The organism is Devriesea agamarum, assembly GCF_900070355.1.
GTDB classification, from domain to species: domain Bacteria; phylum Actinomycetota; class Actinomycetes; order Actinomycetales; family Dermabacteraceae; genus Devriesea; species Devriesea agamarum.
This window is the reverse complement of record NZ_LN849456.1, coordinates 1,646,885-1,672,802: the sequence shown is the minus strand read 5'-3', so window position 1 is coordinate 1,672,802 and position 25,918 is coordinate 1,646,885. Positions and strand designations below refer to the sequence as shown.

The window sequence follows — 25,918 nt, the reverse complement described above, 5'->3', positions numbered from 1 at the left end:
ACGTGACTGACAAACCCGAGACAGCGGGCCGTGCTGTTGCCCCCACGAGCACCCGCTCTGCTGTCCCCACGACCACCCACCCTGTACCCGCCCTAGCGGATTCGCTGACCGTGCGGTCCGAAGCCTCCGCCGCAGTCGGGGCGACGCTGCTCGGGGCAGGCATGGCGTCCTATCGGGTGAAATGGGCGATGGCCCGCACCGCGCACGCGCTCGGACTGGACTCATTCCACTCCATCGTGACCTTTACCGACATCACCGCGACCGCCACCCTCGACGGTCGTTACCGCACCCGCATCACCCAGCCCTCGCACTCCGGGGTCGATGTCGCCGTGCAATGGTCCACGCAGCGCATGGTGGAAACCCTGCCCGACGGGGTGCGCGCCGCCGAAATCTATCGGCAACTCGACGACATCAAAAGCAGACCACCGCAGTGGTCGCGGCTCGTGAACGCGCTCGCCGCTGGCGTGGCCTGCACCGGATTCTCCTTCCTAAACCACGGCGGCCCAGTCGAGATGATAGGTGTCTTTATTGCCGCGACCATCGGCCAAGCGTTCCGGAAAACGCTCCAACGACGGGTGTGGAACCATGTGCTCATCACCATCCTGGCCGGTCTGATCACTAGCATTGTGTACCTGCTGGCGGTCGGGGTCCCGACTGCGCTCGGATGGATCGGACCAGGTCATGAGTCGGGATACCTCGCTGCGGTGCTCTTCCTCGTCCCCGGTTTTCCGATGATCACCGGCGTGCTGGATATGGTGCGCCAGGACTTCAGCGCTGGAATTGCACGTCTGGCCTATTCGGTCATGATCGTCCTGGCGGGGGCTGCAAGCATCTGGGTGGTGGCTGAGGCGGCAGGAGTGGCCGGACACGGTTCTCCTGGGCTGATGCTTCCCTTTGTGTGGGAGCTACCGTTGCGAGCGGTCGCGACCTTCGTCGGGGTGTTCGGTTTCGCGGTGATCTTTAATTCTCCGTGGAAGATCGCCATCATCGCGTCGTCTATTTCTCTCGTCGCTAACTCCCTGCGCTATGCGCTCTCCGAAAATGGTATGCCGCTGCAACTTGCCACGCTTTTTGCGACCGTGCTGATCGGTATTGCGTCGTGGGTGGTCGCGCGCACCGTGCATGTTCCGCGCATGTCGATTTCGGTACCAGCGGTGGTCATCATGATCCCCGGTTTCACCATGTACAAGGCGTATTCCATGCTGTCCAGTGGCGCAGACTCGGGTGTCACCCAAGCCTTGGTGCTCGGATTTGACGCCGTTCAAGTGGTGTTGGCAGCAGCTCTCGGTCTCGCCCTGGCACACCTGGCCACCTCGCCTGCATGGCGCCGTCACGAAAACCCGGTATGAGCCGGGGGCGCAGCCGGACTCGACGCGCACGCCGCGACGCCTGCCCCTTACCTGCCCGGGACGGACTGCACCCGATCCAGGTGTGTTTGCCGCGCGATGTCCCAACTGGGCTGACGATCCGCGACTATCTTCTGCAACGCTTCCCGCCCCTAGCATCGCCGGGGGTGACTGACCTAGACCAGCGCATGCGTCACGGTGAGGTGCTGCGCTGGGATGGCGTGCCCGTCATGCCGACCGATCACTGCGTTCCCGGTCTGATGCTTGCGTTTTACCGGGAACTCGCCCCCGAAGAGGTGCCCGATCAGCCGTTGCCCGTGCTGTACGAGGACGATCACCTGCTTGTTATCGACAAACCCCATGGCATGGCGACCATGCCGCGCGGACGCCATGTGCTCAGTTCCGTGCTGGTCAGGCTCCGGCGCGCTCATCAGAACATGGATCTGGTGCCGTTGCATCGGCTCGACCTTGGCACCGCCGGGGTGCTGGTGTTCGGTAAACGCCCAGAGGATCGTGGCATCTATCAGACTCTGTTTGCACGCGGGGAGGTCACGAAAACCTACCGCGCCGTCGTTGCGCTTCCCGACGACGAGGCCGGCTGCGAGGGGTTGCGCCTACGCGGAGTGGCGGACATCCAAGGGGCGCCGGATACATGTGGGGCGGTGGGTGCTGGCGGCGTGCTGGGAACACGTGGGGTGATAGCAAATCGTCTGGTCAAGCCCCGTGGAGACCTGAGAACCAGCATCGTGCCCGGTGAGGTCAACGCCCGCACCGACTACACCCTCCTGGATATGACCCGCTCTAGTAGCCCGGACGGATCGGATCCGGTGCTCGGTTTGGTTGAGCTGTTCCCGCATACAGGGAAGACCCACCAGCTGCGGGTTCACCTTGCGAGCATCGGCTGGCCCATCCTTGCTGACCCGCTATATGGGGAGGCCAGCCCTGCGCTTGATCATCGCCGGGTGGACGGGCCTGTTGAGACCCCTGATGCTGACCGGTCTGCCGATGCTCTCGGGGCTGGTGGCGCTCGCGCAGACGATGGTGATGCTCGCGCGGGCGATGGTTGTGCGACTCTCGACAAAGAGGTGTCGATAAGTGTTGATCATTCTTATCCGTTGCAGCTGCTCGCCAGGGCTCTGGCCTTTACCGACCCCATCACCGGCATTGACCACCACTTCACTAGCCGTCGTCGGCTCGCCGCCTGGCCGGAAGACGACCAGTGAACCCCGAATCCCAGCCCCACGAGGTGCGCGCCTCAGCTGACGTATCGGCAGGCGCTAGCTCGACCCGCGATGTTGAGGCCGCTGATGGAGCAGCCCGTCTACGCCGCACCCGCCAAGGCCACGTCCTCGTGGGGCCGTCATTCATTGCGCGCGTCGCTCCAGCCCTCCTGATCGGGGTGAGCACCCTTGCTCTGCTCTTAGCCCCGCCCGTCTCTAGCGTGTGGGAGCTGCTGCGCCGCATCGGGATGGTCGAGGGCTGGGTCTGGGTTCCGGGCGTATTGGGAGGGCCCTTCGAGAACCCCTGGTGGCAGATGATCGCGGCCTGGATAGCTATCTGGGTTTTCTTTGCGATCATCGTCCTGCTCACCATGGGCGCAAGGCACCGCGTGATTGTGCTTGACCCCGCGACCGGGTGCATCCAGCTACGCGGACTCATCCGAACCAAGTTCCCCCGCGGGAACGAGGAGGTTGTGTCCGCCCAGGATGTGATCTGTGCGGACGCCGATGCCCGAGCACGGGGGAGCGCAATTGTTACTCTGTGCGCCCCCGATGCCCATCCGCCATATTCCGACCCAACCTCCGTTCCCGCCCCATCGCACCGCGAGGCCACCCCGACCCCCGAGAATCTCCCCCGCGGCTACCTGGCATCGGCGACTGTGGCGTGTGCTATGCAGAACAGCACCACCTGGGCGGTGCCCCATATCGGCTGGGATGACGCCTCGTGGAACGGACTGCGGATGTTACAACGCATGGCGGGTCAGCCGATCTCGCCAGCGCGCAGAGACATTCTGGCCCGCGATCTCGCCCAGCTTCGATGCTGGGGACGATACGAAGGTGCCCGGCAGGCGGGGATGCCGTGGCTTCCCGAATATGAGAGTGATGCGGCGTTATTTCAAGCCGACTTCGATGCGTGGCGACGCGGTGAGAGATCATCCATCCGTACCCGTGCTCGCGAGGACGCCTGACGCCGGTAGCATCGGAGCATGACGACTGGCGACCCGTTCGGATTCATCGGCCTCACCTATGACGACGTCTTGCTCCTGCCAGGGGAGTCGGATGTGATTCCCAGCGAGGTTGATACGACCTCGCAGTTGACCAAAGAAATAAGCCTCCACTTGCCCCTTGCATCAGCCGCGATGGACACCGTGACCGAGTCCCGCATGGCCATCGCAATGGCCCGGCACGGCGGAATCGGTATCTTGCATCGCAACCTGTCGATTGAAGATCAGGCGCACCAGGTGGACTTGGTCAAGCGAACTCAAACCGGTCGCATCACCAACCCAGTCACGATTGGACCCGACGCCACCCTAGAAGAACTGGATCAAATCTGCGGACAGTACCGGGTCTCGGGACTCCCCGTGGTCGATGAGAACTTGCGGCTGCTGGGCATCTGTACCAACCGCGACCTTCGTTTCACCCCCGTGGCCGAATGGGCGACCACTCGCGTGCGCGATGTGATGACTGCCCAGCTTCTGTTTACCGCCCCGGAAGACGTCAGCCCCGAACAGGCAACGGCTCTGCTGCGCAAAAACAAGCGTGAACGCCTGCCGTTGGTCGATCACGACGGGCGGTTGCGCGGCCTGATCACCGTGAAAGACTTCGTGAAATCCGAACAGTTCCCGTTGGCATCCAAGGACGCTCAGGGACGTTTGCTGGTGGGTGCGGCTGTTGGATTCTTCGGGGATGCGTATGAACGCGCCGGAGCTCTCACCGAGGCCGGGGTAGACGTGTTGGTCGTCGATACCGCCCACGGGCACTCGCGCCTGATGATTCAGATGATCGAGAAGCTGAAGAATGACCCGGCCTTCGCAGATGTACAGATCATCGGCGGAAACGTAGCCACGTATGACGGCGCGAAAGCGCTCGCCGAGGCCGGAGTCGATGCCGTCAAGGTGGGGGTTGGCCCGGGTTCGATCTGCACCACTCGGGTTGTGGCCGGTGTTGGGGTTCCGCAGATTACCGCGATCCATGAGGCTGCCCGAGCTTGTGCGCCATTGGGTGTACCGGTGATCGGTGACGGTGGTCTGCAATATTCGGGTGACATTGCGAAAGCGATGGTGGCTGGTGCCTCGACGGTCATGATTGGCTCACTGTTCGCAGGCTGTGAGGAATCCCCGGGGCAGCTGGTGCTGATCAACGGGAAACAGTACAAGGCGTATCGCGGAATGGGGTCCGTGGGGGCGATGGCTTCACGCGGGAAGAAGTCGTTCTCCAAGGACCGTTATTTCCAGGCTGATGTCACGAGCGACGACAAAATCATCCCCGAGGGTATTGAAGGCCGGGTTGCGTACCGTGGCACGCTCGGTCAGGTGGTTCATCAGCTCGTCGGCGGATTGCACCAGTCCATGTTTTATGTGGGAGCACGCACCGTCCCTGAGCTGAAGGATCGGGGGCGGTTTGTGCGAATTACCCCGGCTGGACTACGCGAATCGCATCCGCATGACATCGTGGGAATTGTGGAGGCCCCGAACTACTCCGCTGATTAGCACGCGGGCGGGTGGTGCAGGTCAGCGATCTCGCGCACGCGGCGACGAAACTCTTCCGGCTCTACCTGCCCGAGGCCTGCCGGAATCGTCGCGAGGACCGGTGTCGATCCGGCGCGAAGATCGCTGAGATTTTCCCGGTCGATCTCGTCGGGCTGCTCCGGCCACGAACCGATCACAATCCCGGCGGGAGTAAGACTGCGCGCAGTCAGTGCCTCAATAGTCAGCGCCGTGTGATTTAAAGTTCCGAGCCGCGATCTGGTGACCACAAGCACCCGTACGTTCGCGCAGGGGTCCCCACTTGGGTGCTGGTCCGGCGCCGGGCAGGTCTGTGAGGCCGTGGACGAGACGGAGACGTGACACCTTTGCCGCAAAGCCAAGGCGAGATCGACAATTGTGCGCTGGGGCGCAAGCTCAACCAGCATCCCGCCAGCACCCTCGACCAGGACTTCGTCGTGGGTAGCAGCTGCATCGTCGATGAGGGCACAATGAACCTCAAGATTGGGCAGACAGCGGCCTTCAAGGCGGGCGGCCTGACGCGGGGCCATGGGGCGGGTAAACCGGACCCCTTCAAGAGCGGTGCTCGCCCCAGATAGCCGTGCCGCAATATCCACGTCACCGTCGACGATATCGGGCCGGCGTGGAGGAAGACCGGTCTGCACAGGTTTCACAATCGCGACTTTGCGTCCGGCCTCGACGAGAGCAGCAGCAATGGTGGCTGTGGCAATGGTTTTGCCGACATCCGTATCTGTGCCGGTCACAATCGTAATGCGACCTCTATGAGCCATCGTGAACCTCCGCAATCGCCTCGATCATGCCGCTAGATACGCGCCGCACCTCATCGTCAGTGATCAGATACGGGGGCATCGTGTAGACGAGGTTGCGGAACGGACGAACCCAAACTCCTCGGCGAACAGCAGCCGCGGTGAGTTTCGGAACATCGGCCGGACGGTTGAGCTGAATGACGCCGACGGCGCCCAGCACTCTCACCTCGTCCACACAGCTCAAAGCTGCGGCGGGACGGAGATAGGTGCGTAGAGCTGCTTCCACCCGTGGCACTTCATCCGTCCATGCCGATCCGGACCCCGCTGTCGTTAGCAGATCCAGGCTCGCGCCTGCCACCGCGCAGGCTAAAGGATTGCCCATGAATGTGGGGCCGTGGAGAAGGGCTCCGGGCGCTGAGGACGCAATCGCGTCGGCGACCTCGGACGTCGTGATGACCGCGGCAAGGGTGAGGTAACCCCCGGTCAGTGCCTTCCCCACGCACATGATGTCGGGAACCACCTCGGCGTGATCGCAGCCGAATAATGTTCCAGTGCGGCCGAATGCGGTGGCGATTTCGTCGGCTACCAGCAGTAACCCGTACTCATCGCACAGGTCGCGTAGCACTGTCAGGCAGCGTGGATCGTACACGCGCATGCCCCCTGCGCCCTGAAGAACTGGTTCGCAGAACACCGCGGCGAGGCGATGGTGGTGTCGGTCAATGATCGTGCGGGTCGCCGCCGTCCAGAGGGCGAATTCGTCAGAGCTTGTGTCGGGGTCTATGCCTTCGCCGTCGGCGGGCGCGGGTGGGCGGGGGAGAAAGACCTGGTCGCTGACTAAGCCGTGAAACAGATGGTGCATTCCATCGTGGGGGTCGCAAATGCTCATCGCTCCCGTGGTGTCACCGTGGTATCCACCGGAGATAGCTGCGATAGCGGTTCGTTCAGAGTGCCCACGCCCCTGTTGCGCCTGGACGCACAGTTTCAACGCGACCTCTACGGCGACTGAACCAGAATCGGCCAGGAACACGTGCGCGAGCGGGTTTGGCGTCAGCCTGATTAGACGTTCAGCGAGTTCGACCGCTGGACCGTGGGTCAGACCGCCGAACATGACGTGACTGAAACGGTCGATCTGGTCGTGGGCTGCGGCGTCGAGCACGGGGTGGCGATATCCGTGGACCTGACACCACCATGAAGACATGGCATCCAGCACCTCGTGGGTGGAGCCATTTGCATCGCGGAGTGTGAGCCGGACACCTTGCGCGGATGTCACCTCGTACAGAGGCGGACCATCTAGGGGCGCATACGGGTGCCAGAGCAGTCCGCGATCTCGTGCGATCAGGCTGTTCATGCGTTGGGTGCCAGGTCGGTCCCGGCGCCGCGGCGGCGCAGTGCGAGCGGGGGAACGCTATGGCCACCGGCATCGGTGGGATTCTCGCCGTCGGTGGGGTTGTCGCCGCAGGTCCCGCTGTCGCAGGCCTCGGTATCGCAGGGACGGGTGGGGCTAGATTGCGTCGCAGTGTCGGCGTCGATACGCGCTAGCAGCGCGGTTAGGTCTGTCCCTCCGGCGAGGGTGAGCCCTGCATCGCGGATCATTTCCAGATCGGCTCGCGCAGCCTGTCCCTGGCTGGTGAGATAGTCGCCAAGGAATAGCGAATTCGCGACGTACAACGCCTGTGTCTGGAGGGACCGCAGGTGGATTTCTCGGCCCCCGGCAATGCGGATCTCAGTGCGGGGCGCGAGGAAACGCACCATACACAGCACCGTAAGACAGCGCAGGGGCGTGAGTTCCCAGCGGCCTTCCATGGGGGTGCCTTTGAACGGCATCAGGAAGTTCACCGGAATCGAATCGACGTCGAGCGCCACCAGTTCTCGCACGGTGTCAACGAGGTCTTCGTCGCTCTCTCCCATGCCGGTAATGAGTCCTGAGCACGGGGAGAGCCCCGCCTCCCGGGATGCGCGCACGGTATCGACGCGGTCATCGTACGTGTGCGTGGTGCATACCGAATCGTATTGAGCGCGGGAAGTATTGAGGTTGTGGTTATAGGCATCGACCCCGGCTTCGCGCAGACGCTGTGCCTTGGCCTCATCCACAAAGCCGAGGCACGCGCACACCTCGACCTCGGGGTGAGTTTCTTTCAACGCCTCCACGGTGCCGGCAACACGCTCAACATCCCGTGTCGATGGTCCGCGCCCGGATGCCACCATGCACACGCGGCGGGCACCGCCAGCGATTCCCGCCTGCGCTTGCCGAAGTGTTTCCTCGGGACTGAGCCAGGAATAGGTGAGGATATCGGCGGCTGACCCCAGTCGCTGTGAGCAGTATCCGCAGTCTTCTGGGCACAGCCCCGACCGCAAATTGACCAGGTAATTTACCTTTACTTCGGTGCCAAAGGCCGCGGTTCGCAGACGATGTGCGGCCGCAACCAATGCCGGGACACCGGTTGGTGGGGTGCGCAAGAGGTCGAGTGCTTCCTCGCGCGTCGTGGTGTGTCCGGCGAGAACGGCTGAGGCAAGATCATCAGGGCAATGAGTCACCCGGCCACTGTAAAGGACCACGCGGATATAGAGGCATCAGCGAAATCTATAAGTCGTGGCCGTGTCGGCCTGCGGTAGGCCCAGGCACAGAGTCAGCGAGGAATGTCATACCGTCCGACTAGGCTTGCCACTATGAATGCGACCTGCTGGCTCGACCGTCCTCTGCTCGGTTTCGATACGGAGACGACGGGCACGGATGTGACCTCTGACCGGATAGTGACAGCCGCACTCGTGTATTCGACAGGGCCTGGCAGGGATCGCGAAGTGGTAGCGACCTGGCTGATTGATCCGGGGATACCAATTCCTGAAGCAGCGCAGGCTGTTCACCATGTCACCACTGAGCACGCCCGTACCTATGGGCAGCCGCCTGCCGCCGCCTTGGATGAGATGGCGGCCTTGATCGCTGAAGCGCTCGGCGATGGCACTCCGCTGGTTGCTTTCAATGGGTCGTTTGACCTCAAGATCTTGGAACATGAGCTGCGCCGCAATAATCTGCCGACCGTGACCGACCGGCTTGGGCACGACATCGCACCCGTGGTGGACCCTTTGGTGCTAGACCGCTCCTTAGACCGCTTCCGCAAGGGCAAACGCACTCTGTCGACACTGTGCGAGCTCTACGGCGTCACCCAGAACGGCGAGATGCATACCGCCGATGTTGACGTGTCGGCAACGCTCGATGTGCTGCGCGCCATGGCGGCTAAACACACCAAAATTGCCCAGGTCAGCCTGGATGAACTGCATCGCGAACAGGTGTCGATGCACAGGGCCTGGGCGGAGAACTTCAACAATTACCTGCGGCAAAAGGGCAAGCCGGCGGATGTCGAGGTGGTGTGGCCGCTGTAAAGGTCCTCTGTTCCCGCGGCGAGGCGGCGCAGCCCACCGCTCAGGGCTTTATATTAACGGCCGCGGATGAGCCGGTGCTTGGGGTACCGCAGCGGCGATAGCCACACTGGCTATGGCGGATCGGCGGGGTAGTTCGGTGATGACGGGCAGGTCGTAGCCGCGCGGGGAACTATCACCGATAGACTCGACCACGTGATGAGCGAGATTGAGATCGGACGCAATAAGCGAGCCCGCCGGGCCTACTCCTTGGACGACATTGCGGTGGTGCCATCGCGCCGGACCCGTGATCCCGAGGACGTGTCGACCGCTTGGCAGGTAGACGCCTATCACTTCGACATTCCGATCATCGCCGCCCCGATGGATTCTGCGATCTCTCCCGACGTCGCGATTGATCTTGGACAACACGGTGGGCTCGGGGTGCTGGACCTTGAAGGTCTTTGGACCCGATATGAAGATCCGACCCCGCTGCTCGAAGACATCGCATCCTTGCCGGAAGAGCGAGTGACCGAGCGGATGCGAGAAATCTATGCCGAACCGGTGAAAGCGGAACTGATCACCGAACGCATCCGGCAACTGCGGGAAGCCGGTGTCACCGCCGCCGGGGCCCTGTCCCCGCAGCGCACCCAGGAACACTGGAAAACAGTCGTCGACGCAGGAGTTGACCTTTTCTTCATTCGCGGGACCACCGTCTCGGCAGAACACGTCTCGGGCAATCGCGAACCGCTCAACCTCAAACGTTTCATCTACGAACTCGACGTGCCGGTGATCGTCGGAGGATGCGCCACCTACACCGCCGCGTTGCACCTGATGCGTACCGGCGCAGCTGGTGTGCTGGTCGGCTTTGGCGGCGGAGCAGCACATACCACCTGGGAAACCCTCGGGGTGAAGGTTCCGCTGGCCACCGCCGTAGCCGACGTTGCCGCAGCTCGACGCGACTACATGGATGAATCCGGTGGCCGGTACGTGCATGTCATCGCTGATGGCGGGCTCGGGCGCTCCGGAGACCTAGTCAAAGCCATCGCATGCGGGGCCGACGGTCTCATGGTGGGGGCGGCACTCGCGCGCGCCACCGAGGCCCCCGGCCGCGGTTTCCACTGGGGGAGTGAAGCGCACCACCCGATCTTGCCGCGCGGACATCGCGTGCACGTCGGCACCGTGGCACCGATGGAACAGATTCTGTTCGGGCCTGGTCTGGCCGCTGACGGCACGACGAACCTGGTGGGGGCTTTGCGTCATGCGATGGCCACCACGGGTTACCTCGATCTTAAGGAGTTTCAGCGGGTTGAAGTTGTCGTCGCTGGCTAACAGGTCTTGGTTGTGACCGTGGAAATCTGTGGTTACCGACTACAAGTGGTGCCGACTATAAAGCATTACCGCTATTGAGAGTACCTGCAACAGGTTCTTGAGGGGATATGACATGACCACATGGGATAGCGAAGGCCGTGCATGGGTGCAGCGGGAAGCCCACCAGGCCGGGTCAGAAGATTTACTCACCGCAATGAACGCCACTACCGTCGAGGTAGCCCCGCGGGAAAACGGTCCAGGTGCTCAGCGGATATTGACTGGCGACGGTGTGAATGTGATCATGTTTCGGTTTGCACCCGGTCAGGTGTTGGCAGACCACAAAGCGGCGCATCCCATACTGGTGCAGGTTCTCGAAGGAGCTATCGAATTTACGGTTGGTGGCCGCACGGAGCGTGTAGTACCAGGAGGGTTTGTGCACCTACCCGCGTATATTGTGCACCGGGTGGAGGCACCTCACGGCGCGCTAATGCAGTTGTCCATGCTGACCGGTGCTCAGACCCGTGGCCGTGCTCATCGTCACGATGACGGCCCGGATCAGTCGCATGGCTAACCCAAAAACGTCCGGCTCAGATTAGTCAACACAGCTAACTCGATGACCGGGTTCCGTACCTCTAGGGGATGGGAAACCGGGGCTAGGACTAGAGCAGCAAATTCAAGCTTAGTGCGCCACATGCCGCTTCCTATCTGTCGCCTGTGACCATAACTAAGCTGGCCGTGAAATCAGCCTAAGGCATCCGGGAGGACCTCACTCGGGCGACGATTCCCCAGATGAGCAGGCTAAGCGCACAAAAAACAGTAATAACGAAATAACAGAGTAGATGAGGCCGGCAGTGATGAAGCCGGAGCAATCAATTCGGGCGTACGCAATTGTGCTTTCACCTTTACCTTACGGCTCAACCTGCTTGTATTCAGGTTCGGTGATCACGTAAATCCCTTCGACGGGATTTACGTTGAGGCCACGCTTTTTGCGAGCTGCCGTGGGGGCATATGGGTTCGGCAGAGGAGGCTGGTATGGGTAAGAGGGCTACATGGGTGAGGACGTGTGAGAACTTCTAGGAAAATCTAGATATGGGTAAAAATCAAGAAACCGCCTTGGACTAGGGTCGGCAATCTCATGCGTCCATTTTGTAAGAGTGAGCGGCTGACCTTGATTTTTAAATAAGCCCCGCAGCGCTGGTTATGCCCACCGACCTTCAAATCGGTGAGCATAACCGCTGAAATCTCAAGGTGCAGATTTGGCAGTCGGGCCAAATCTGTCCTCTAGTCACCGCAGGTGGCTCACGGTAGCTTCTGTGAGGTCTGCACGAGGGCGATGATTCCCCAGATCAACAGACCCAGCGCAATAACGCCCAATCCAGCAATAAAAATATGTGTAATTAAAGCGATATATATAGAACTGGAAAGATCTGCTTTGGCGTAAGCGATTGCTTCTGCTCCACTGCATTGCAGCTCTACCTGCGAAGCCTTCGATTCGCTGACCATATATATCAGGTCGAGCTGCACGCCCTCAACCGAATACCTCGAAGGCGTCGGATTCATTTTCTGTAGTTTCGCCACCGATTTCGTGTCGGTGCACACGACATTCGGCGCGTCTTGTGGTGCGGCAAGGACCAGGTAGGCCGTGGTCTCAGTGGCGCCGGGGAGAATAGCGTGTGCGGCATCGACTACCTGGATCTGGTCGTTGGTGATGCTGGCGGTAGTTGCTGCACCGGCTGCGGTTGCCACCATGGAGGGGACTATAAAGAATGCGATCAGATTGGCGACGACGCCGAGCGCACCAAGATAATCCTCTTCAGGCCTCGTTTTTTCTGAGGAACCTGCGGAGCGTATGGGCCCGGCTGCGACGGCGGGTGCTGCCAGGAGGGCTGCATAGGAGATGACATGTGAGAACTTCCAGGAATAGTCATGTAAATGTGGTAATGGACAGTGTACCGGGTATATCCACCCGTTCTATTCCGCCGAGTGTTGCCATATGGCGTTCATGTTCAGAGGTCCGTATATGTGGCACAAGGGATGATGTGGTCTGGGCAGATCCTGTCTCTCTATAGCGCATAGTTTTTGTGTGACGCCTCAATTGCAGTGGCCGGGTCTCGAATACGAGACCCGGCCACTGGCGGTTAGTGCGGCGTGACAGCCGATCCGAGAAGGTGGGCTGCTTAGGCTAAGCCGGCTACCTCGACGGTGTGACGCGCGATCGCAAGTTCCTCATTGGTGGGAAAGACAACCACGGTGACCGCGGAATCCTCAGCAGAAATGATCTGCGGCTCGCCGGTGCGCAGCGCATTCTTGTCCGCATCCAGCACAATGCCGAAACCTTTAAGGCCCTGGCAGGCGCGTTCGCGGATGAACGAGGCGTTCTCGCCGATACCCGCGGTAAAGGCGAGCACATCCAAGCGCCCCATGAGGAATGAGTAGGCACCGATGTACTTCTTGAGTCGGTGGACGTATACGTCCACCGCTACTGAGGCATCAGGGTTGCCCTTTTCCACCTCGTCCTCGATGTCGCGGAAGTCGCTGAACCCGCACAGGCCCATCATGCCGGACTTCTTGTTCAGCAACGTGTCGACCTCTTCCGGGCTCATCTGCGCCTGACGGAAAAGATGCACATAGACGCTGGGGTCAATGTCGCCTGAGCGAGTGCCCATCACCAGGCCCTCCAGCGGGGTCAGCCCCATGGAGGTGTCGATCGGGTGTCCACCTTGGACAGCCGAGGCCGATGCCCCGTTGCCCAGGTGCATCACGATGGTGTTGGTGTCCGCGAGATCTCGGCCGAGGAAGGCAGCCACCTCGTGGGAGACGTAATCGTGGCTGGTGCCGTGGGCGCCGTAACGGTAGATGGCATGCTCAGCGGCAACCTCTTTGTTGATCCCGTAGTTGCGCGCGGATGCGGGCAGCTCCGAGAAGAACGAGGTATCAAACACGGCCACGTGCGGCAGGTTTGGCAGCAGTTTCTTAGCGCCGTTGATACCGTCCACCGCAGCGTAATTGTGTAGCGGGGCCAGTTTGCCCAGGTCGTGGATCTGATCGCGCACGGTGTCATCAATCAGCGTGGCGTGCGAGAACACTGAACCGCCCTGGACTACGCGGTGGCCGACGGCCGCGACAGTCTGCTCGGTGAGCTCAATGCCGACCACGTCGAAGGCGTGGCGCATTTTCTGCATGCCGACCTCGTGATTGGGAACCGGCTCGAAGAACTCTTTCTTTTCGCCGTTCGCCTTAATCGAGTAGATGCCGTCGGCCAGACCAATTCGCTCAACAATGCCTGACGCGTCGACCTGGCCGGTCACGGGATCCAGTAGCTGGAATTTGATCGAGGACGAGCCCGAGTTGACGACGAGGACTTTGGTGCTGCTCACGCGTTCTCCTGAGAGGTGGTGTTGTGGGTGGTCTGCTGATCGGCAGCTTGCGCCTGAATTGCGGTGATGACGACGGTGTTGATGATGTCGTCCACCAGCGCGCCTCGGGACAGGTCATTGACCGGCTTGTTTAGGCCCTGAAGCACAGGGCCAATTGCGATGGCTCCAGCGGAGCGCTGCACGGCCTTGTACGTATTGTTGCCCGTATTGAGGTCCGGGAACACGAAAACGGTGGCGCGTCCGGCGACCGCGGAGTCAGGCAGCTTCGTCTTAGCCACGGAAGCATCCACGGCAGCGTCGTACTGGATGGGGCCTTCGACATTGAGGTCGGGATGGCTGGATCGGACCAGGTCGGTGGCCTCGCGCACTTTATCCACGTCAGCGCCGGTCCCGGAGGTGCCGGTCGAGTAGGACAGCATGGCGATCCTAGGATCGATACCGAACTGGACCGCGGTCTGCGCGGACTGGGCGGCGATATCGGCGAGCTGTTCGGCGGTCGGATCCGGGTTTACCGCGCAGTCGCCGTAGACGAGTACCCGGTCTTGGAGCGACATGAGGAACACCGAGGAGACGATCTTCGCACCCGGCTTGGTCTTGATGATCTCAAAGCTCGGGCGGATGGTGTGGGCCGTGGAGTGCACCGCGCCGGAGACCATACCGTCAGCCTCGCCCATGTGGACCATCATGGTGCCGAAGTAGGAGACGTCCTGGATCTTTTCGCGAGCCTGTTCGAGTGTGACACCCTTTTTGGCGCGCAGCCGCGCGTACTCGGCGGCGTATTTCTCCACCAGCTCCGGGTCATGGGGGGATACCACTCGGGCGGCGGTGATGTCATGCCCCAGCTGCGAAGCCTTAGACCGGATCTCGTTTTCTTCGCCGAGCAGGATCAGATCGGCGACACCGCGAGCCAGAAGAGTTTCTGCGGCGGCTAGGATCCGCGGCTCATCGCCTTCCGGCAGGACGATCCGCTTTTTCTCTCCGCGGGCGCGAGCCAGAAGCTCGAACTCGAACATCATCGGGGTGACCACATCCGACTTGGCCACGTCGACGGCTTTGAGCAGTGCCTTGGTATCGACATGGTCAGCGAAGGTGCGTCGGGCAGCTTCCATCTTCTGCGGCGCATCAGCCGTCAGCGGACCGGTGGCGTTAGCAACTCGTTGGGCGGCGTCGAAGGTGGAATGTTCGGTGATGATCACCGGCAGATCCTGGGTGAGGCCCGACAGCAGCCGGGAGAACTCCGCCGGGGGCTCGTATCCGCCGGTCAGGATGATCGACGCGAGGGTTGGGAACGTTCCCGACTGCTGCGCGAGGTAGAGACCGGGGAGGATATCCAGGCGGTCACCGGGGGCGATCACGGTGCAGTTTTCCGTCAACCGCTCCAACACGTTGGGCAAGCTCATCGCTGCGATCACCACACCGAGAGAGTTGCGGTGCAGCCACTCCGGGTTGCCCTGGGCAAGTTCACCCTCCACCGCATCCTTCAAGATCTGGACGGTCGGCGCGGTGATCACCGGGTTTTCCGGGATGATGCTGACCAGAACGGCCTGTGGGTCGGCTTCCTGTGCGGCGAGCTGCGAGGTCAGTGCGTCGCGTACCGCATCGGGTTCGGCGGGATCTACCCGGTTGGCGATGACCGCGATTGGATCTGCATGGTGCGCAGCCAGCTCGGAGCGGGCAACCGTAGCCAGGGTGGCAACCTGGTCGGGGGTGCGGCCTAAGCCGTTGACCACGAGGATCACGGGGGCACCGATGTTTGCCGCGACGGTGGCGTTAAAGGCGAGCTCGCCGGGGTTGGATACGTCAACGTAATCCGAGCCGAGCACAATCAATGCGCTGTAGCGTTCCCGCAGGAGCTGGTAGCGGCGCATGATCTGCTCATGAGCGGCGTCCGGGTCGCTGTGCATCAGGGCGTAGGGCACGCCGAGCGCGTCCTCGTAACTCTGGGTGATGCCGGGGTGAGAGATCAGGAGGTCTACCACGCTGTCGCGGTGGTCAGAGGACTGGTGGACGGGGCGGAAAACACCGACGTTCTCAGATGCTGCGACGAGCGCGTCGAGCAGGCCAAGGGCCACGGTTGATTTACCGGACCGTCCTTCGGACGAGGCAATGTACACACTGTGGGTCACGTTCTCAGGATAGGACGCCGGTCTGAGACGTATCAGGATGAATGGTCTTGGTGATCCCAAAGCGTGGACACGGTCACAGTCTGCTGAGAGAGGGGATGCGTCGGTTGTCACAGGCGGCACTTACGATGACTAAATGCTGCGCGTTGCCTTGCGTCCTCGATTTCTGGGGATACTCACCCTGATGATGGCCATAGCCACTGTCTGTGGGCTGCTTGCGTCCTGGCAGTGGGATCGTGCGCATCGGGCGCTGACTGCCCAGTCAACCTCTGACGCTGAACACCCCGTGCCGTTGGATCAGGTGCTCACCCCGAGCCAAGCTGTGACCAACGAGGCATCCGGTCGGCGCATTGAGGCGCGAGGAACGTTCGATCCGTCGCTTCAAATACTTATTCCGGACCGGCGCATTGAGGAGCGCAATGCCGTGCTCGTGGTGACGGCGTTACGGGTTCACCACGGATCTGACACGGCTTTGTTACCGGTCGTCCGCGGCTGGGTCGAGATGCCACCCGGCGCGGAGGCGGATGGAACTGCCGGTGGCGGTGGGGGAGGATCGGCTGAGGCCGGGCAGGAGGGTCCTGCTAGCGGGCACGACGGTGCTGCATTGAAGGAAATAAAAGAAGCGATTGCGCCGCCGCCGTCGGGAACAGTGACGGTGTCGGGATGGCTTGAAGCCTCCGAGGCTGCCCAGCAGGGGATCATTGGCGATGGCCTGGCGGGAGAGATTTCGACCCAGGCGCTGCTGAACGTGTGGGGTGGGCCGATGTACAGCGGTTTCGTGGCCTCCTCCAGTCCGGTTGCCGCTGCGGGTGAAACGGCAGGTACGGGCAATGCCACAGCACCTGCTCGCCGTTCGCCAATGCCGCTACACGCTATGCCCCGGCCTGAGAGCGCATTTGCCCAAGGTCTGAACCTTCAAAATCTCGGTTATGCGGTCCAGTGGATCCTGTTCGCTGGCTTCTTCCTCTATCTCTGGTGGAGGATGGTCCGGCAGACCTACCGTGATGAAATGCAGGCCCGGCTTAAGGATATGCAGGTGCATACGAGCAACGGTGGTTCTCGCCCGGTAACACCGGAACCGTTGCCCGCTCAATCTAAGACCCCCGCCGATCAAAACTGTGAGAGGAACCCGACGTGACGCAGTTCATCCCGGTCCCCGAGGATGTCACCCCCGGTGAGAAGAACGAGGATGCGCGAATCCGCACCGCTCTAGCCCGCTTCAAGGTCGCTTCCATCGTTGAAGGTATTGCGCTGCTTTTGCTGGTCGCGATCATGGTCATGAAGTACCTGGTTTTCCCCGATCCCAGCGGATCCCATGCAACGTGGGCCTGGGTCGCCGAAAAATGGTCGCCGATCCACGGCTTGATTTACATGATCTACGTTGTCCTCTGCTTTGACCTATGGCTGAAAATGCGGTGGGCGCTTCCGCGCATGTTGCTGTTGATGCTGTTCGGCGTTGTGCCGATCCTGTCGTTCTTTGGAGAGAAGTGGACCAGCCAGCTGGTGGAGCGTGAGCTCGCAGAACGACGCGAACAAGCGGCCCACGACTAGCTCTGGAAAAGACAAGAGCCTTGTGGAGTTGACGCGGAGGCTAGAGGCGTATCCCCGGGGGTGGGGAAGGGACTTCTCAGCCCTGTAGCTGGCGGTTTAAAAACGGCTAACGCCGCAGCCAGATACAGGTATGTGGGCAAGCCGCAAGGCCGCGGGCGTTTAGGATGAGTTCCGTGACCACCACCGATCACCGTCCCGTCCTTGTTGTCGATTTCGGCGCACAATACGCCCAGCTCATTGCCCGCCGGGTGCGCGAAGCTCGCATCTATTCCGAGATCGTGCCTCACACCATGTCGGCTGAGGCAATGCTGGCCAAGCAACCGCTGGCCATCATCCTGTCCGGCGGACCATCATCCGTCTATGCTGACGGCGCACCACGTCTGGATGCGGCTCTGCTGTCTGCGGGAGTTCCCGTTCTCGGCCTGTGCTACGGCTTCCAGGCCATGGCAAAGGAACTCAGCGGCACCGTCGAGAAAACAGGAACCCGCGAATACGGCGGCACCCGCCTGTCAGCCCTGAATGGCACCTCGGTTCTGCTCTCGGGCCAGAGCCTTGACCAGCATGTATGGATGAGCCACGGCGACTGCGTGAGCGAGCCCCCGCAGGGATGTGCCGTGATCGCCCGCTCCGCAGGTAGCCCTGTCGCTGCCTTCGAGGACCCCGAGCGCCGTCTATTCGGGGTGCAGTGGCATCCCGAGGTTGGTCATTCTGATCTAGGGCAGGAGGTGCTGGAAAACTTCCTGTATCGGGGAGCCGGCATTGAGCCGTCGTGGACCACCAACAATGTCATTGACGAACAGATTGAACGCATCCGCGCGCAGGTTGGCACCGGACGCGCCATTTGCGGCCTGTCCGGAGGAGTGGACTCGGCGGTGGCGGCCGCGCTCGTGCAGCGCGCCATCGGGGACCAACTCACCTGCGTGTATGTCGATCACGGTCTCATGCGCCAGGGCGAAACTGAGCAGGTTGAACGCGACTTCGTAGCAGCCACCGGAGCGAAACTCGTGGTGGTTGATGCTGCTGATCAGTTCCTCACGGCGCTCGCCGGTGTCAGCGACCCGGAAGAAAAACGCAAAATCATCGGTCGGGAGTTCATCCGCTGCTTTGAGCAGGCCCAGGCGGATATTCTCCGCGAGGCAGGCGTAGTAACTGGTCAGGGCGAGGACTCTCACGCTGAACAGACGGCCTTCCTGGTGCAAGGCACTCTCTACCCCGACGTGGTCGAATCTGGTGGCGGGGAAGGTGCCGCAAATATTAAGAGCCACCACAATGTTGGCGGTCTGCCAGATGACCTCACATTTGAACTCGTGGAACCCCTGCGCGCCCTCTTTAAGGATGAGGTGCGCGCGGTCGGTGCACAGCTGGGATTGCCTGACGACATTGTTTGGCGTCAGCCATTCCCCGGGCCAGGGCTCGGGATCCGCATCATTGGCGAAGTCACGAAGGACCGCCTGGATTTGCTGCGCGCCGCGGATGCCATTGTGCGTGAGGAAATGACCGCCGCGGGTCTGGACCGCGATATCTGGCAGTGCCCCGTGGTGTTGCTCGCGGACGTGCGCAGCGTTGGCGTGCAGGGGGATGGCCGCACCTACGGACATCCGGTTGTGCTGCGGCCCGTGACCAGTGATGATGCGATGACGGCGGATTGGGCGCGACTGCCCTACGATGTGCTGTCCCGGATCTCCACCCGGATCACCAACGAGGTGGAGGAGGTCAATCGGGTGGTGCTGGACGTGACCAGTAAGCCCCCGGGAACCATTGAATGGGAATAGATGAAAAGCAGAAAACCCGCTGTTAATGCGGGTTTTCTGCGTTAAAGAAACACGCGAATTGCCGGGCAGGAAGGCGGGAGGAACATGAGTGATCTCAACGTAGCGTTACTGCAAATTGCGTCAACTGACAGCCTCGATGGCAACGTCAAAAAGGGGATACGAGCCTGTGCAGAGGCGAAGTCCATGGGAGCAGATATCGCTCTGTTCCCGGAGATGTGGAGCAATGGCTACGACATCTATGACCGGCCCGCCGAAGAATGGCAAGCGGACGCGATATCTGCGGATAGCGACTTTGTAAATACCTTTGGTGCTTGTGCCCAGCAGCTTGGAATGGCCATCGGGATCACATACCTGGAAGCTTGCGCAACCGGCCCGAAAAACTCGATTACCCTGTTTGATCGCCACGGAAAGCGGGTTCTTGACTACGCAAAGGTACACACCTGCGACTTTGATGTGGAACGAGCACTCACAGCGGGGGACGATTTTTATGTCACCGACCTGGATACGGAGGGCGGCATCGTCAAAATTGGGGCGATGATCTGCTATGACCGAGAATTTCCCGAGAGCGCCAGAGTTTTGATGCTCAAAGGTGCCGAAATTGTGTTAGTCCCCAACGCCTGTCCCATGGAGATCAACCGTTTATCCCAACTTCGAGCGCGGGCCTACGAAAACATGATGGGGCTTGCCACCTGTAATTACCCCGATAATGAGCCAGACTGTAATGGTCATTCAAACGCCTTTGACGGAGTGGCATACCGACCGCAATCGGCGCGCTATGACGACATGTGCATCCTGGAAGCCCCGGGTGATGAAGGTATTTATATGGCGGAGTTCGACCTGGACCTGATCCGGGAATACCGGCAATGCGAGGTGCACGGCAATGCGTTTAGGCGGCCAGGAAAATATCAGCTCTTGATCGGCAGCGACGTGGACGAGCCGTTTATTAGGTCAACGCGTCGAAAATAGCGATCAGCCAACTCGCATGCTGATATATCGGTTGGTATCAGCGCATTTGCTATATAGCGCTGGGGGTGCGGTTTAGGGTGCAGTGTATCGCGCGGGAAACCCCTCCTCCTGCGCTCTTAAACGAGTTCCAAACTGTTGCCGCTGCTCGGCTATCATCGCCCCATGTCGCCTGTATTACCGCCATCTCACAGCTCGTCGCCGGACCAAGAATCTGAGTATCCGGTACGCGACCTCGCAGACCGCGTCATGGTGGTGACCGGCGGAAGTTCAGGCATCGGTGCCGCGGCAGCGAGACAGCTGGCGGCCAGGGGAGCGCACCTGATAGTGGTCGGGCGCGACCCAGACCGCACCCGGGCGGTCGCCGACAGTGTCAACGGCACCGCCATTCTTGCGGACATGGCGAGACTGGATGATGTCGAAGCCCTCGCTACACAACTATCCGATCAGGTACCGCGCGTGGACGCCCTGCTGCTCAACGCGGGTGGGCTGTTCCCCACGAGGCGGATTACAGAAGACGGCTTTGAAGAAACCATGCAGGTCAACCTGATCGCTCACTTCTATCTGCTCGACCTGCTCATGCCGACCCTGCTGGAAAACGCCCGAACCCACGATGTGCGAGTAGTGACCACGTCTTCCGCGGCCTCCAACATCGGCCGGATCCGCCTCGGTGACCTCACCGGTGGCTCAGGTAGCTACCACCAGATGCGCACCTACGCCAATGCGAAACTCGCCGTCGTCATGATGACTCGTGAACTCGCCCGACGCACCGCGGGATCGGGCCTGCGGGCATACTCGGTGCATCCCGGGGTGGTGGCCTCATCCTTTGCCGCAACGTCGCGCATATACGGTCCGATGTACCGTTCCAAAATCGCGCGACACATGATGATCGACAACGACGAAGGTGCTAGGCCACTGGTGCATTTAGCCGCCGATGACTTGACCGCACCATCGGGAACCTATTTCCACCGCTTTCAGCCCGATGGACGCACGGGTCGGCAGGCAAAAGACCCGGCGCGGCGCGCTATTTTATGGGATACCGTCTTTGACGCTTTAGCGGCATCCAGGCGGCGGAGATAACGTACCTGTACACACACTCATAGTTGCCGCATCCGGCGCATCCTCCCACCTCAGGAGATCACGATGACATCCGATTCGCAGACCGCGACAGTTGATCCCGCGGACATCGCCGCGGCCTATGCCTTTGACGGCACGAGGATTCACCTGGGGGCGGTGCTAGCCGATGATGGACCGGTCGCCGATGCTCCGGTCTATTTAGCGCTAGGTATGTTGAATCGACACGGCCTGATTGCTGGTGCCACGGGGACGGGAAAAACAAAAACGCTGCAAGTTATCGCCGAACAGGTGGCAGCGGCAGGCACCGCGGTATTCGTCGCGGACATGAAAGGTGACCTTTCGGGAATCGCGGTGCCGGGCGAGGACTCGCCAGCGATTCGTGAACGGGCCGCCGCCCGCGGACAGGACTGGGCTCCGGCTGCTGGAAGCACCGAGTTTTATTCCTTAGGAGGACAGGGCATCGGGGTGCCGATTCGCACCACCGTCACAGATTTCGGGCCAGTGTTGCTGTCCAAAGTGTTACAGCTCAATGAAACCCAAGAGTCCTCACTCGGTCTTATTTTCCACTATGCCGACACTCACGGACTGGCGCTATTAGATCTCAAAGATCTGCGGGCACTCATCCAATTCCTGACCTCGGATGAGGGAAAGCCAGAGCTGAAAGGAATCGGCGGTATTTCCACCTCGACCGCCGGGGTGATTCTGCGCAAGATCACGGCCTTAGAGGCGTCCGGCGCGGATGCTTTCTTTGGTGAAACGGCCTTTGATACCCAAGAACTGCTGCGCACGGACTCTGCGGGACGCGGCATGATCTCCTGCCTCGAATTGCCGGGAGTTGCCAGCAGGCCCGAGCTGTTTTCCACGTTCATGATGTGGCTGCTCGCTGACCTCTATCAAGATTTGCCTGAAGTTGGCGACCAGGACAAGCCCAAGCTGGTGTTCTTCTTCGACGAAGCTCACCTCCTGTTTAAAAATGCCTCCCAGGCATTCCTGGACCAGGTGGTACAGACGGTGAGGCTGATCCGCTCCAAAGGCGTCGGCATTTTCTTCATCACCCAGACTCCGAAGGATATTCCGGCTGATGTTCTCGCCCAGCTCGGAAACCGGGTGCAGCATGCTTTGCGCGCGTACACACCCGATGATGCTAAAGCGCTGAAAGCAACCGCCTCCACCTTCCCGACCAGCTCATATGACCTGGTTGAGGTGATCCCTGCGCTGGGCACAGGTGAAGCTGTGGTGACCGTGATGAGCGAGAAGGGAGCTCCAACTCCGGTGGCTCGCGTCGCCGTGCGGGCTCCGCTCTCATCCATGGCTCCGGCACCTGAGCAGGAGATTCAGCGCATTGTGGGCGCATCATCGATCCGGCCTATCTATGAACCGGTGGTTGATCGTGAATCCGCGTACGAACTGCTGACGGCGCGAGCTGAGCGCCAAATGCACCCCGCGGCAAGCGAGGCAGGGACGCCTGGCGGGTTGGGGGAACCGGGAGGCGCCGGCACATCGGGTGGTTCCGGCCCGAAGGATGCATCCGATGCGGGTGCCGATCGCGAGCCGCGGCGCTCGTCCCCAGCACCTAAAACTCGTACCGCTACGTCGACCCGTACCAGGTCTCGCACGGAACCCGAAGGCTTCTTCGACCACCCCGCGGTGAAATCATTCTTGCGGTCGGCAGGGACGGTTCTAGGCCGGGAAATTACTCGGTCGCTGTTTGGAACCCGATCTCGCCGCCGACGGTAAATTCCGCTTTATCTAGACAGCGCGATGCCCTATCCGAGGCTTTTCGACCTCAGATAGGGCATCGCGCTGTGCTTGTCAGTGAGAACTCAGTGAGTCCATTCCCAGTGACGGCATATCACCTGCCGCCACCAGCTAGCACTCCCTGGGTCAGGGTGTAGTTACCCGATTACTTCTTGCCCTGATTGGCAACGGCTTCGGCGGCAGCCTTCGCAGCCACCGGATCCAGGTAGCGGCCACCCTTAGTGACCGGCTTGAAGTCCTCATCCAGCTCGTATACCAGCGGCTGACCAGTGGGGATGTTCAGACCGGAGATTTCCTCGTCGGAGATATCGTCCAGGAACTTCACCAGCGCACGCAGGGAGTTACCGTGTGCCGCGATCAGCACCGTCTTGCCGTCCTTCAGGTCAGGCTTGATGCCCTCTTCCCAGTACGGCAGGAACCGAGCCACGACATCCTTCAAGCACTCGGCCTTCGGCATCGCATCGCCCAGATCGGCGTAGCGCGGGTCCGTGTCCTGGGAGAACTCGGTGCCGAACTCGATGTCCGGCGGCGGGGTGTCGTAGGAACGACGCCAGGCCATGAACTGTTCGTCGCCGTATTTATCGCGGATCTCGGTCTTGTTCAGACCCTGCAGAGCACCGTAGTGACGCTCATTCAAACGCCAGTCGCGGCGCACCGGGATCCAGTGCAGATCAGCGGCATCCAGCGCAAGATTGGCGGTCATAATCGCCCGACGCAACAGGGAGGTGTGGACGACATCCGGGCGGATCCCGGATTCCTTGATCAGCTCACCGCCGTGGACGGCTTCCTCGCGGCCCTTCTCCGACAGGTGGACATCCACCCAGCCGGTGAAGAGGTTCTTCGCATTCCATTCGCTCTCGCCGTGGCGGAGCAGCACCAGTGTGTAGGTCATGTGATCAGCCTACGGTGCCAGCGTCCTGAGATGCGAAGCGCTGCGCAGCACATCAAAGGTCAGCGCGTGATCACACGTCGAGCAAAATCGTGACCGGGCCGTCGTTGGTGAGATCTACCAGCATGTGCGCCCCAAAACGGCCTGTGTGCACGGGAACGCCTCGGGCCTGGATGGCGTCAATCACCTGCTCAACAAGAGGCTCGGCAATATCAGCCGGAGCTGCCCGGTTCCAGGACGGCCGGCGTCCCTTACGCACATCCGCATATAGTGTGAATTGGGACACTACTAAGACGCTGCCGCCTGTGTCCTCGACGGAGCGTTCTCCATCGAGCAGCCGCAGTTCGCAGATCTTGCGGGCCACGGTTGCCACCTGCTCGGGACCGTCATCGTGGGTGACACCCAGTAACACGAGTAAGCCCGGGCCATCGATCTGGCCCACCACCTCGGCGGTGTTGTCTGAGGAGGGGACCCGGACTCGAGCTGAACTCACCCGTTGAATAACTGCGCGCATGCGCCCAGTGTAAAAGCGGTACGGCTCCACAGCCCGGCTGGCAACGCTGTCGCTGGCCATACCTTGATCACCGGCTTGGAACCAACATCCAGCTCTACGACCCTAGCCTGCGGCTGTGCTGGGGTGTGCCCATCGCTCCGCTAGCTCCACCAAAGCAGCCGTAGCGTCGCGCCAATTCTCATCCTGCTGTCGGTGCGGGCCAGTAGCCAGTGACAGTAAAACCCCCGCTGTGCGCAGCGCGAGCTCCTGTGGATCAGTGCGCGCCGCGAATACGCGATACCACGACTCCAATGCGGCGTTAATCCGGGAATATATGTCAGCGCTAATCCGGCCACTTTCCCCATAGCTCGCCAACACACTCACATGCGCCAGCAGACACGCCAGATCATCGGCTCGGCGTCCCGGACCGACCGTGTCCACATCCAGCATCCCCACCACACGGCCTCGATCCACGAAAATCTGAGCTTCGTAGAAATCGCCGTGCACAACGTCGTGCGCTGTTAAACCAATTCGTCGATCCACCGCCTCTAAACCGGACCGGATCTGGTGAACCACCGCATCCACGCGAGGCCGCAAAGTAGGAAGGGCTGATGCCACGACATTGGCATAAAACTCAGCTGACTCGGTCCATGGCCGGTGCGGGGGCAAGGAAAACAGTGAGCGGGGCATGCGGTCCAGCAACGCCACTAAATCGTCGCCACGGCACGCCTGCGCGCCCTCTTCCAGCACCGCTAAAGCCAAAGGTTTACCCGGAAGCTCGCGCAACACCACCAGGCCTTCACCGTGGGCGAGCACCTGCGGAACAGGGACTCCAGCCTCCGCGAGCAGTCCATGACGTTGCACAATCCGCGCTGTTTTATGAGGCTGCACCACTTTTAAAAACACGGCCCCGGTGGGCAGACTCGCCCGTAAAACCGCTCGGCGCCCTGGCCGATAAGAGATAACCTCCGTCGGAATAGCTTCAGTCGGGGATGTGCCGGGGTTCAGCCCCAGATCGCGAAGAGTGGTGGGCAGAGCATCTGGATAACTGACCTTGGGCAGAGCAGGAAGCCACGGATCGTGCGGATATCGCCACATCCGCACGTTGAAATCGCCGTTGGTGAGCACGAGTGACTGATCAGGGGTTGCCACATGTGTTTCATGCTCACCGACATGGGCGCTGGCCCCAAACAGTTCCTCGCGCGCTGGTGCGGACGGCCCGTCGAGATCGGGCCAGGAGACGCACGCCCGAAACAATGCGGTCGTCGAGCGTCCAGGACGATGATCGACATGGTCGAGGTCCCAGCTGCGCAACCTGCCACCGGCGCCGGATAGTGCAGATCGCAGGAGGTCCTCAGCTCCCGGCCCGGTCAGGACGTCGGAGCCGTCGGGCGAACGTTCCATGGCATATTCCTATCAGGTGCCGGGTTCTACCAT

General features: G+C 61.1%; 22 protein-coding genes. 13 read left to right on the top strand and 9 right to left on the bottom strand.

Annotated elements, in window-relative coordinates:
• The first annotated feature begins 2 nt into the window (after positions 1 to 2).
• Genes BN1724_RS07270 through guaB form a run of 4 tightly spaced genes read left to right on the top strand, consistent with a single transcriptional unit; the run spans position 3 to position 5,055 of the window.
• Entirely contained in the window at positions 3 to 1,349 is a 1,347-nt protein-coding gene (locus BN1724_RS07270) for a threonine/serine exporter family protein (RefSeq protein ID WP_058234824.1), read from the top strand.
• Positions 1,322 to 2,569: a pseudouridine synthase gene (locus BN1724_RS07265; RefSeq protein ID WP_084252855.1), complete on the top strand. Its 1,248-nt coding sequence runs from the start codon at positions 1,322 to 1,324 to the stop codon at positions 2,567 to 2,569. The genes BN1724_RS07270 and BN1724_RS07265 overlap by 28 nt, the downstream gene beginning before the upstream one ends.
• On the top strand, positions 2,566 to 3,534 hold the full coding sequence (locus BN1724_RS07260; protein ID WP_058234822.1) for a hypothetical protein: 969 nt from the start codon (positions 2,566 to 2,568) through the stop codon (positions 3,532 to 3,534). Before BN1724_RS07265 ends, BN1724_RS07260 begins: the two co-directional genes overlap by 4 nt.
• Before the next feature lie 18 nt (positions 3,535 to 3,552).
• Positions 3,553 to 5,055 (top strand): IMP dehydrogenase, encoded by a 1,503-nt coding sequence (gene guaB / locus BN1724_RS07255; protein WP_058234821.1) that lies wholly within the window; start codon positions 3,553 to 3,555, stop codon positions 5,053 to 5,055.
• Here the strand turns inward: guaB and bioD are convergent.
• Genes bioD through bioB form a run of 3 tightly spaced genes read right to left on the bottom strand, consistent with a single transcriptional unit; the run spans position 5,052 to position 8,351 of the window.
• The gene (bioD, locus tag BN1724_RS07250) at positions 5,052 to 5,840 is read right to left on the bottom strand and encodes a dethiobiotin synthase (protein ID WP_058234820.1); all 789 of its coding nucleotides are present in this window, start codon (positions 5,838 to 5,840) and stop codon (positions 5,052 to 5,054) included. The two genes, guaB and bioD, sit on opposite strands and share 4 nt — an antisense overlap.
• A complete protein-coding gene (bioA, locus tag BN1724_RS07245; RefSeq protein ID WP_058234819.1) occupies positions 5,830 to 7,164 on the bottom strand; it encodes an adenosylmethionine--8-amino-7-oxononanoate transaminase in 1,335 nt (444 codons plus the stop codon). Before bioA ends, bioD begins: the two co-directional genes overlap by 11 nt.
• A complete protein-coding gene (gene bioB / locus BN1724_RS07240; protein WP_058234818.1) occupies positions 7,161 to 8,351 on the bottom strand; it encodes a biotin synthase BioB in 1,191 nt (396 codons plus the stop codon). Before bioB ends, bioA begins: the two co-directional genes overlap by 4 nt.
• Before the next feature lie 132 nt (positions 8,352 to 8,483).
• Between bioB and BN1724_RS07235 the strand changes: the two genes are divergently transcribed.
• From BN1724_RS07235 to BN1724_RS07225, 3 genes are all read left to right on the top strand, one after another.
• Positions 8,484 to 9,194, top strand: a complete 711-nt coding sequence (locus BN1724_RS07235; protein WP_058234817.1) for an exonuclease domain-containing protein — start codon at positions 8,484 to 8,486, stop codon at positions 9,192 to 9,194.
• Positions 9,195 to 9,389: 195 nt separating this feature from the next.
• Positions 9,390 to 10,499, top strand: coding sequence for a GuaB3 family IMP dehydrogenase-related protein (locus tag BN1724_RS07230; protein ID WP_172797097.1), 1,110 nt, complete (start codon positions 9,390 to 9,392; stop codon positions 10,497 to 10,499).
• A 112-nt stretch (positions 10,500 to 10,611) separates the two neighbouring features.
• Positions 10,612 to 11,049 carry a cupin domain-containing protein gene (locus tag BN1724_RS07225; protein WP_058234815.1) on the top strand — a complete coding sequence of 146 codons (438 nt, stop codon included), beginning with the start codon at positions 10,612 to 10,614 and terminating at the stop codon, positions 11,047 to 11,049.
• 728 nt (positions 11,050 to 11,777) lie between these two features.
• On the opposite strand, the gene BN1724_RS07220 is transcribed toward BN1724_RS07225, so the two are convergent.
• The 3 genes from BN1724_RS07220 to pta form a co-directional block, all read right to left on the bottom strand.
• A complete protein-coding gene (locus tag BN1724_RS07220; RefSeq protein WP_058234814.1) occupies positions 11,778 to 12,227 on the bottom strand; it encodes a hypothetical protein in 450 nt (149 codons plus the stop codon).
• A gap of 428 nt (positions 12,228 to 12,655) precedes the next feature.
• Positions 12,656 to 13,855, bottom strand: a complete 1,200-nt coding sequence (locus tag BN1724_RS07215) for an acetate/propionate family kinase (RefSeq protein WP_058234813.1) — start codon at positions 13,853 to 13,855, stop codon at positions 12,656 to 12,658.
• The gene (gene pta, locus BN1724_RS07210) at positions 13,852 to 15,981 is read right to left on the bottom strand and encodes a phosphate acetyltransferase (protein ID WP_058234812.1); all 2,130 of its coding nucleotides are present in this window, start codon (positions 15,979 to 15,981) and stop codon (positions 13,852 to 13,854) included. Before pta ends, BN1724_RS07215 begins: the two co-directional genes overlap by 4 nt.
• Positions 15,982 to 16,114: 133 nt before the next feature.
• Between pta and BN1724_RS07205 the strand changes: the two genes are divergently transcribed.
• The 6 genes from BN1724_RS07205 to BN1724_RS07180 all read left to right on the top strand — a co-directional run bounded on the left by BN1724_RS07205 (position 16,115) and on the right by BN1724_RS07180 (position 23,078).
• Positions 16,115 to 17,116 (top strand): SURF1 family protein, encoded by a 1,002-nt coding sequence (locus tag BN1724_RS07205; protein WP_058234811.1) that lies wholly within the window; start codon positions 16,115 to 16,117, stop codon positions 17,114 to 17,116.
• Positions 17,113 to 17,529, top strand: coding sequence for a DUF3817 domain-containing protein (locus BN1724_RS07200; RefSeq protein ID WP_231928190.1), 417 nt, complete (start codon positions 17,113 to 17,115; stop codon positions 17,527 to 17,529). The genes BN1724_RS07205 and BN1724_RS07200 overlap by 4 nt, the downstream gene beginning before the upstream one ends.
• A 164-nt stretch (positions 17,530 to 17,693) precedes the next feature.
• Entirely contained in the window at positions 17,694 to 19,301 is a 1,608-nt protein-coding gene (gene guaA / locus BN1724_RS07195; protein ID WP_058234810.1) for a glutamine-hydrolyzing GMP synthase, read from the top strand.
• 84 nt (positions 19,302 to 19,385) lie between these two features.
• Positions 19,386 to 20,267, top strand: a complete 882-nt coding sequence (locus BN1724_RS07190; protein ID WP_058234809.1) for a carbon-nitrogen hydrolase family protein — start codon at positions 19,386 to 19,388, stop codon at positions 20,265 to 20,267.
• A gap of 162 nt (positions 20,268 to 20,429) precedes the next feature.
• Positions 20,430 to 21,344 carry an SDR family NAD(P)-dependent oxidoreductase gene (locus tag BN1724_RS07185; protein WP_157085809.1) on the top strand — a complete coding sequence of 305 codons (915 nt, stop codon included), beginning with the start codon at positions 20,430 to 20,432 and terminating at the stop codon, positions 21,342 to 21,344.
• 63 nt (positions 21,345 to 21,407) lie between these two features.
• Positions 21,408 to 23,078: a helicase HerA-like domain-containing protein gene (locus tag BN1724_RS07180; protein WP_058234807.1), complete on the top strand. Its 1,671-nt coding sequence runs from the start codon at positions 21,408 to 21,410 to the stop codon at positions 23,076 to 23,078.
• Positions 23,079 to 23,244: 166 nt separating this feature from the next.
• Here the strand turns inward: BN1724_RS07180 and BN1724_RS07175 are convergent, their stop codons facing one another.
• From BN1724_RS07175 to BN1724_RS07165, 3 genes are all read right to left on the bottom strand, one after another.
• The gene (locus tag BN1724_RS07175) at positions 23,245 to 23,991 is read right to left on the bottom strand and encodes a phosphoglyceromutase (protein ID WP_058234806.1); all 747 of its coding nucleotides are present in this window, start codon (positions 23,989 to 23,991) and stop codon (positions 23,245 to 23,247) included.
• 70 nt (positions 23,992 to 24,061) lie between these two features.
• Positions 24,062 to 24,502 carry a D-aminoacyl-tRNA deacylase gene (gene dtd / locus BN1724_RS07170; RefSeq protein WP_058235848.1) on the bottom strand — a complete coding sequence of 147 codons (441 nt, stop codon included), beginning with the start codon at positions 24,500 to 24,502 and terminating at the stop codon, positions 24,062 to 24,064.
• Between the two features lie 102 nt (positions 24,503 to 24,604).
• Positions 24,605 to 25,885: a phosphotransferase gene (locus tag BN1724_RS07165; RefSeq protein ID WP_058234805.1), complete on the bottom strand. Its 1,281-nt coding sequence runs from the start codon at positions 25,883 to 25,885 to the stop codon at positions 24,605 to 24,607.
• Positions 25,886 to 25,918 lie beyond the last annotated feature (33 nt).

What these genes read in the sequence shown, in the direction of transcription:
- BN1724_RS07205 (WP_058234811.1), top strand. Translation starts at nt 16,115, where the DNA reads ATGCTGCGCGTTGCCTTGCGTCCTCGATTTCTGGGGATACTCACCCTG.
- BN1724_RS07180 (WP_058234807.1), top strand. Translation starts at nt 21,408, where the DNA reads ATGACATCCGATTCGCAGACCGCGACAGTTGATCCCGCGGACATCGCC.
- BN1724_RS07190 (WP_058234809.1), top strand. Translation starts at nt 19,386, where the DNA reads ATGAGTGATCTCAACGTAGCGTTACTGCAAATTGCGTCAACTGACAGC.
- bioA (WP_058234819.1), bottom strand. Translation starts at nt 7,164, where the DNA reads ATGAACAGCCTGATCGCACGAGATCGCGGACTGCTCTGGCACCCGTAT.
- BN1724_RS07165 (WP_058234805.1), bottom strand. Translation starts at nt 25,885, where the DNA reads ATGGAACGTTCGCCCGACGGCTCCGACGTCCTGACCGGGCCGGGAGCT.
- BN1724_RS07175 (WP_058234806.1), bottom strand. Translation starts at nt 23,991, where the DNA reads ATGACCTACACACTGGTGCTGCTCCGCCACGGCGAGAGCGAATGGAAT.
- BN1724_RS07265 (WP_084252855.1), top strand. Translation starts at nt 1,322, where the DNA reads ATGGCGCCGTCACGAAAACCCGGTATGAGCCGGGGGCGCAGCCGGACT.
- bioD (WP_058234820.1), bottom strand. Translation starts at nt 5,840, where the DNA reads ATGGCTCATAGAGGTCGCATTACGATTGTGACCGGCACAGATACGGAT.
- BN1724_RS07220 (WP_058234814.1), bottom strand. Translation starts at nt 12,227, where the DNA reads ATGGTGGCAACCGCAGCCGGTGCAGCAACTACCGCCAGCATCACCAAC.
- BN1724_RS07235 (WP_058234817.1), top strand. Translation starts at nt 8,484, where the DNA reads ATGAATGCGACCTGCTGGCTCGACCGTCCTCTGCTCGGTTTCGATACG.
- BN1724_RS07230 (WP_172797097.1), top strand. Translation starts at nt 9,390, where the DNA reads ATGAGCGAGATTGAGATCGGACGCAATAAGCGAGCCCGCCGGGCCTAC.
- guaA (WP_058234810.1), top strand. Translation starts at nt 17,694, where the DNA reads ATGAGTTCCGTGACCACCACCGATCACCGTCCCGTCCTTGTTGTCGAT.
- BN1724_RS07225 (WP_058234815.1), top strand. Translation starts at nt 10,612, where the DNA reads ATGACCACATGGGATAGCGAAGGCCGTGCATGGGTGCAGCGGGAAGCC.
- dtd (WP_058235848.1), bottom strand. Translation starts at nt 24,502, where the DNA reads ATGCGCGCAGTTATTCAACGGGTGAGTTCAGCTCGAGTCCGGGTCCCC.
- guaB (WP_058234821.1), top strand. Translation starts at nt 3,553, where the DNA reads ATGACGACTGGCGACCCGTTCGGATTCATCGGCCTCACCTATGACGAC.
- BN1724_RS07185 (WP_157085809.1), top strand. Translation starts at nt 20,430, where the DNA reads ATGTCGCCTGTATTACCGCCATCTCACAGCTCGTCGCCGGACCAAGAA.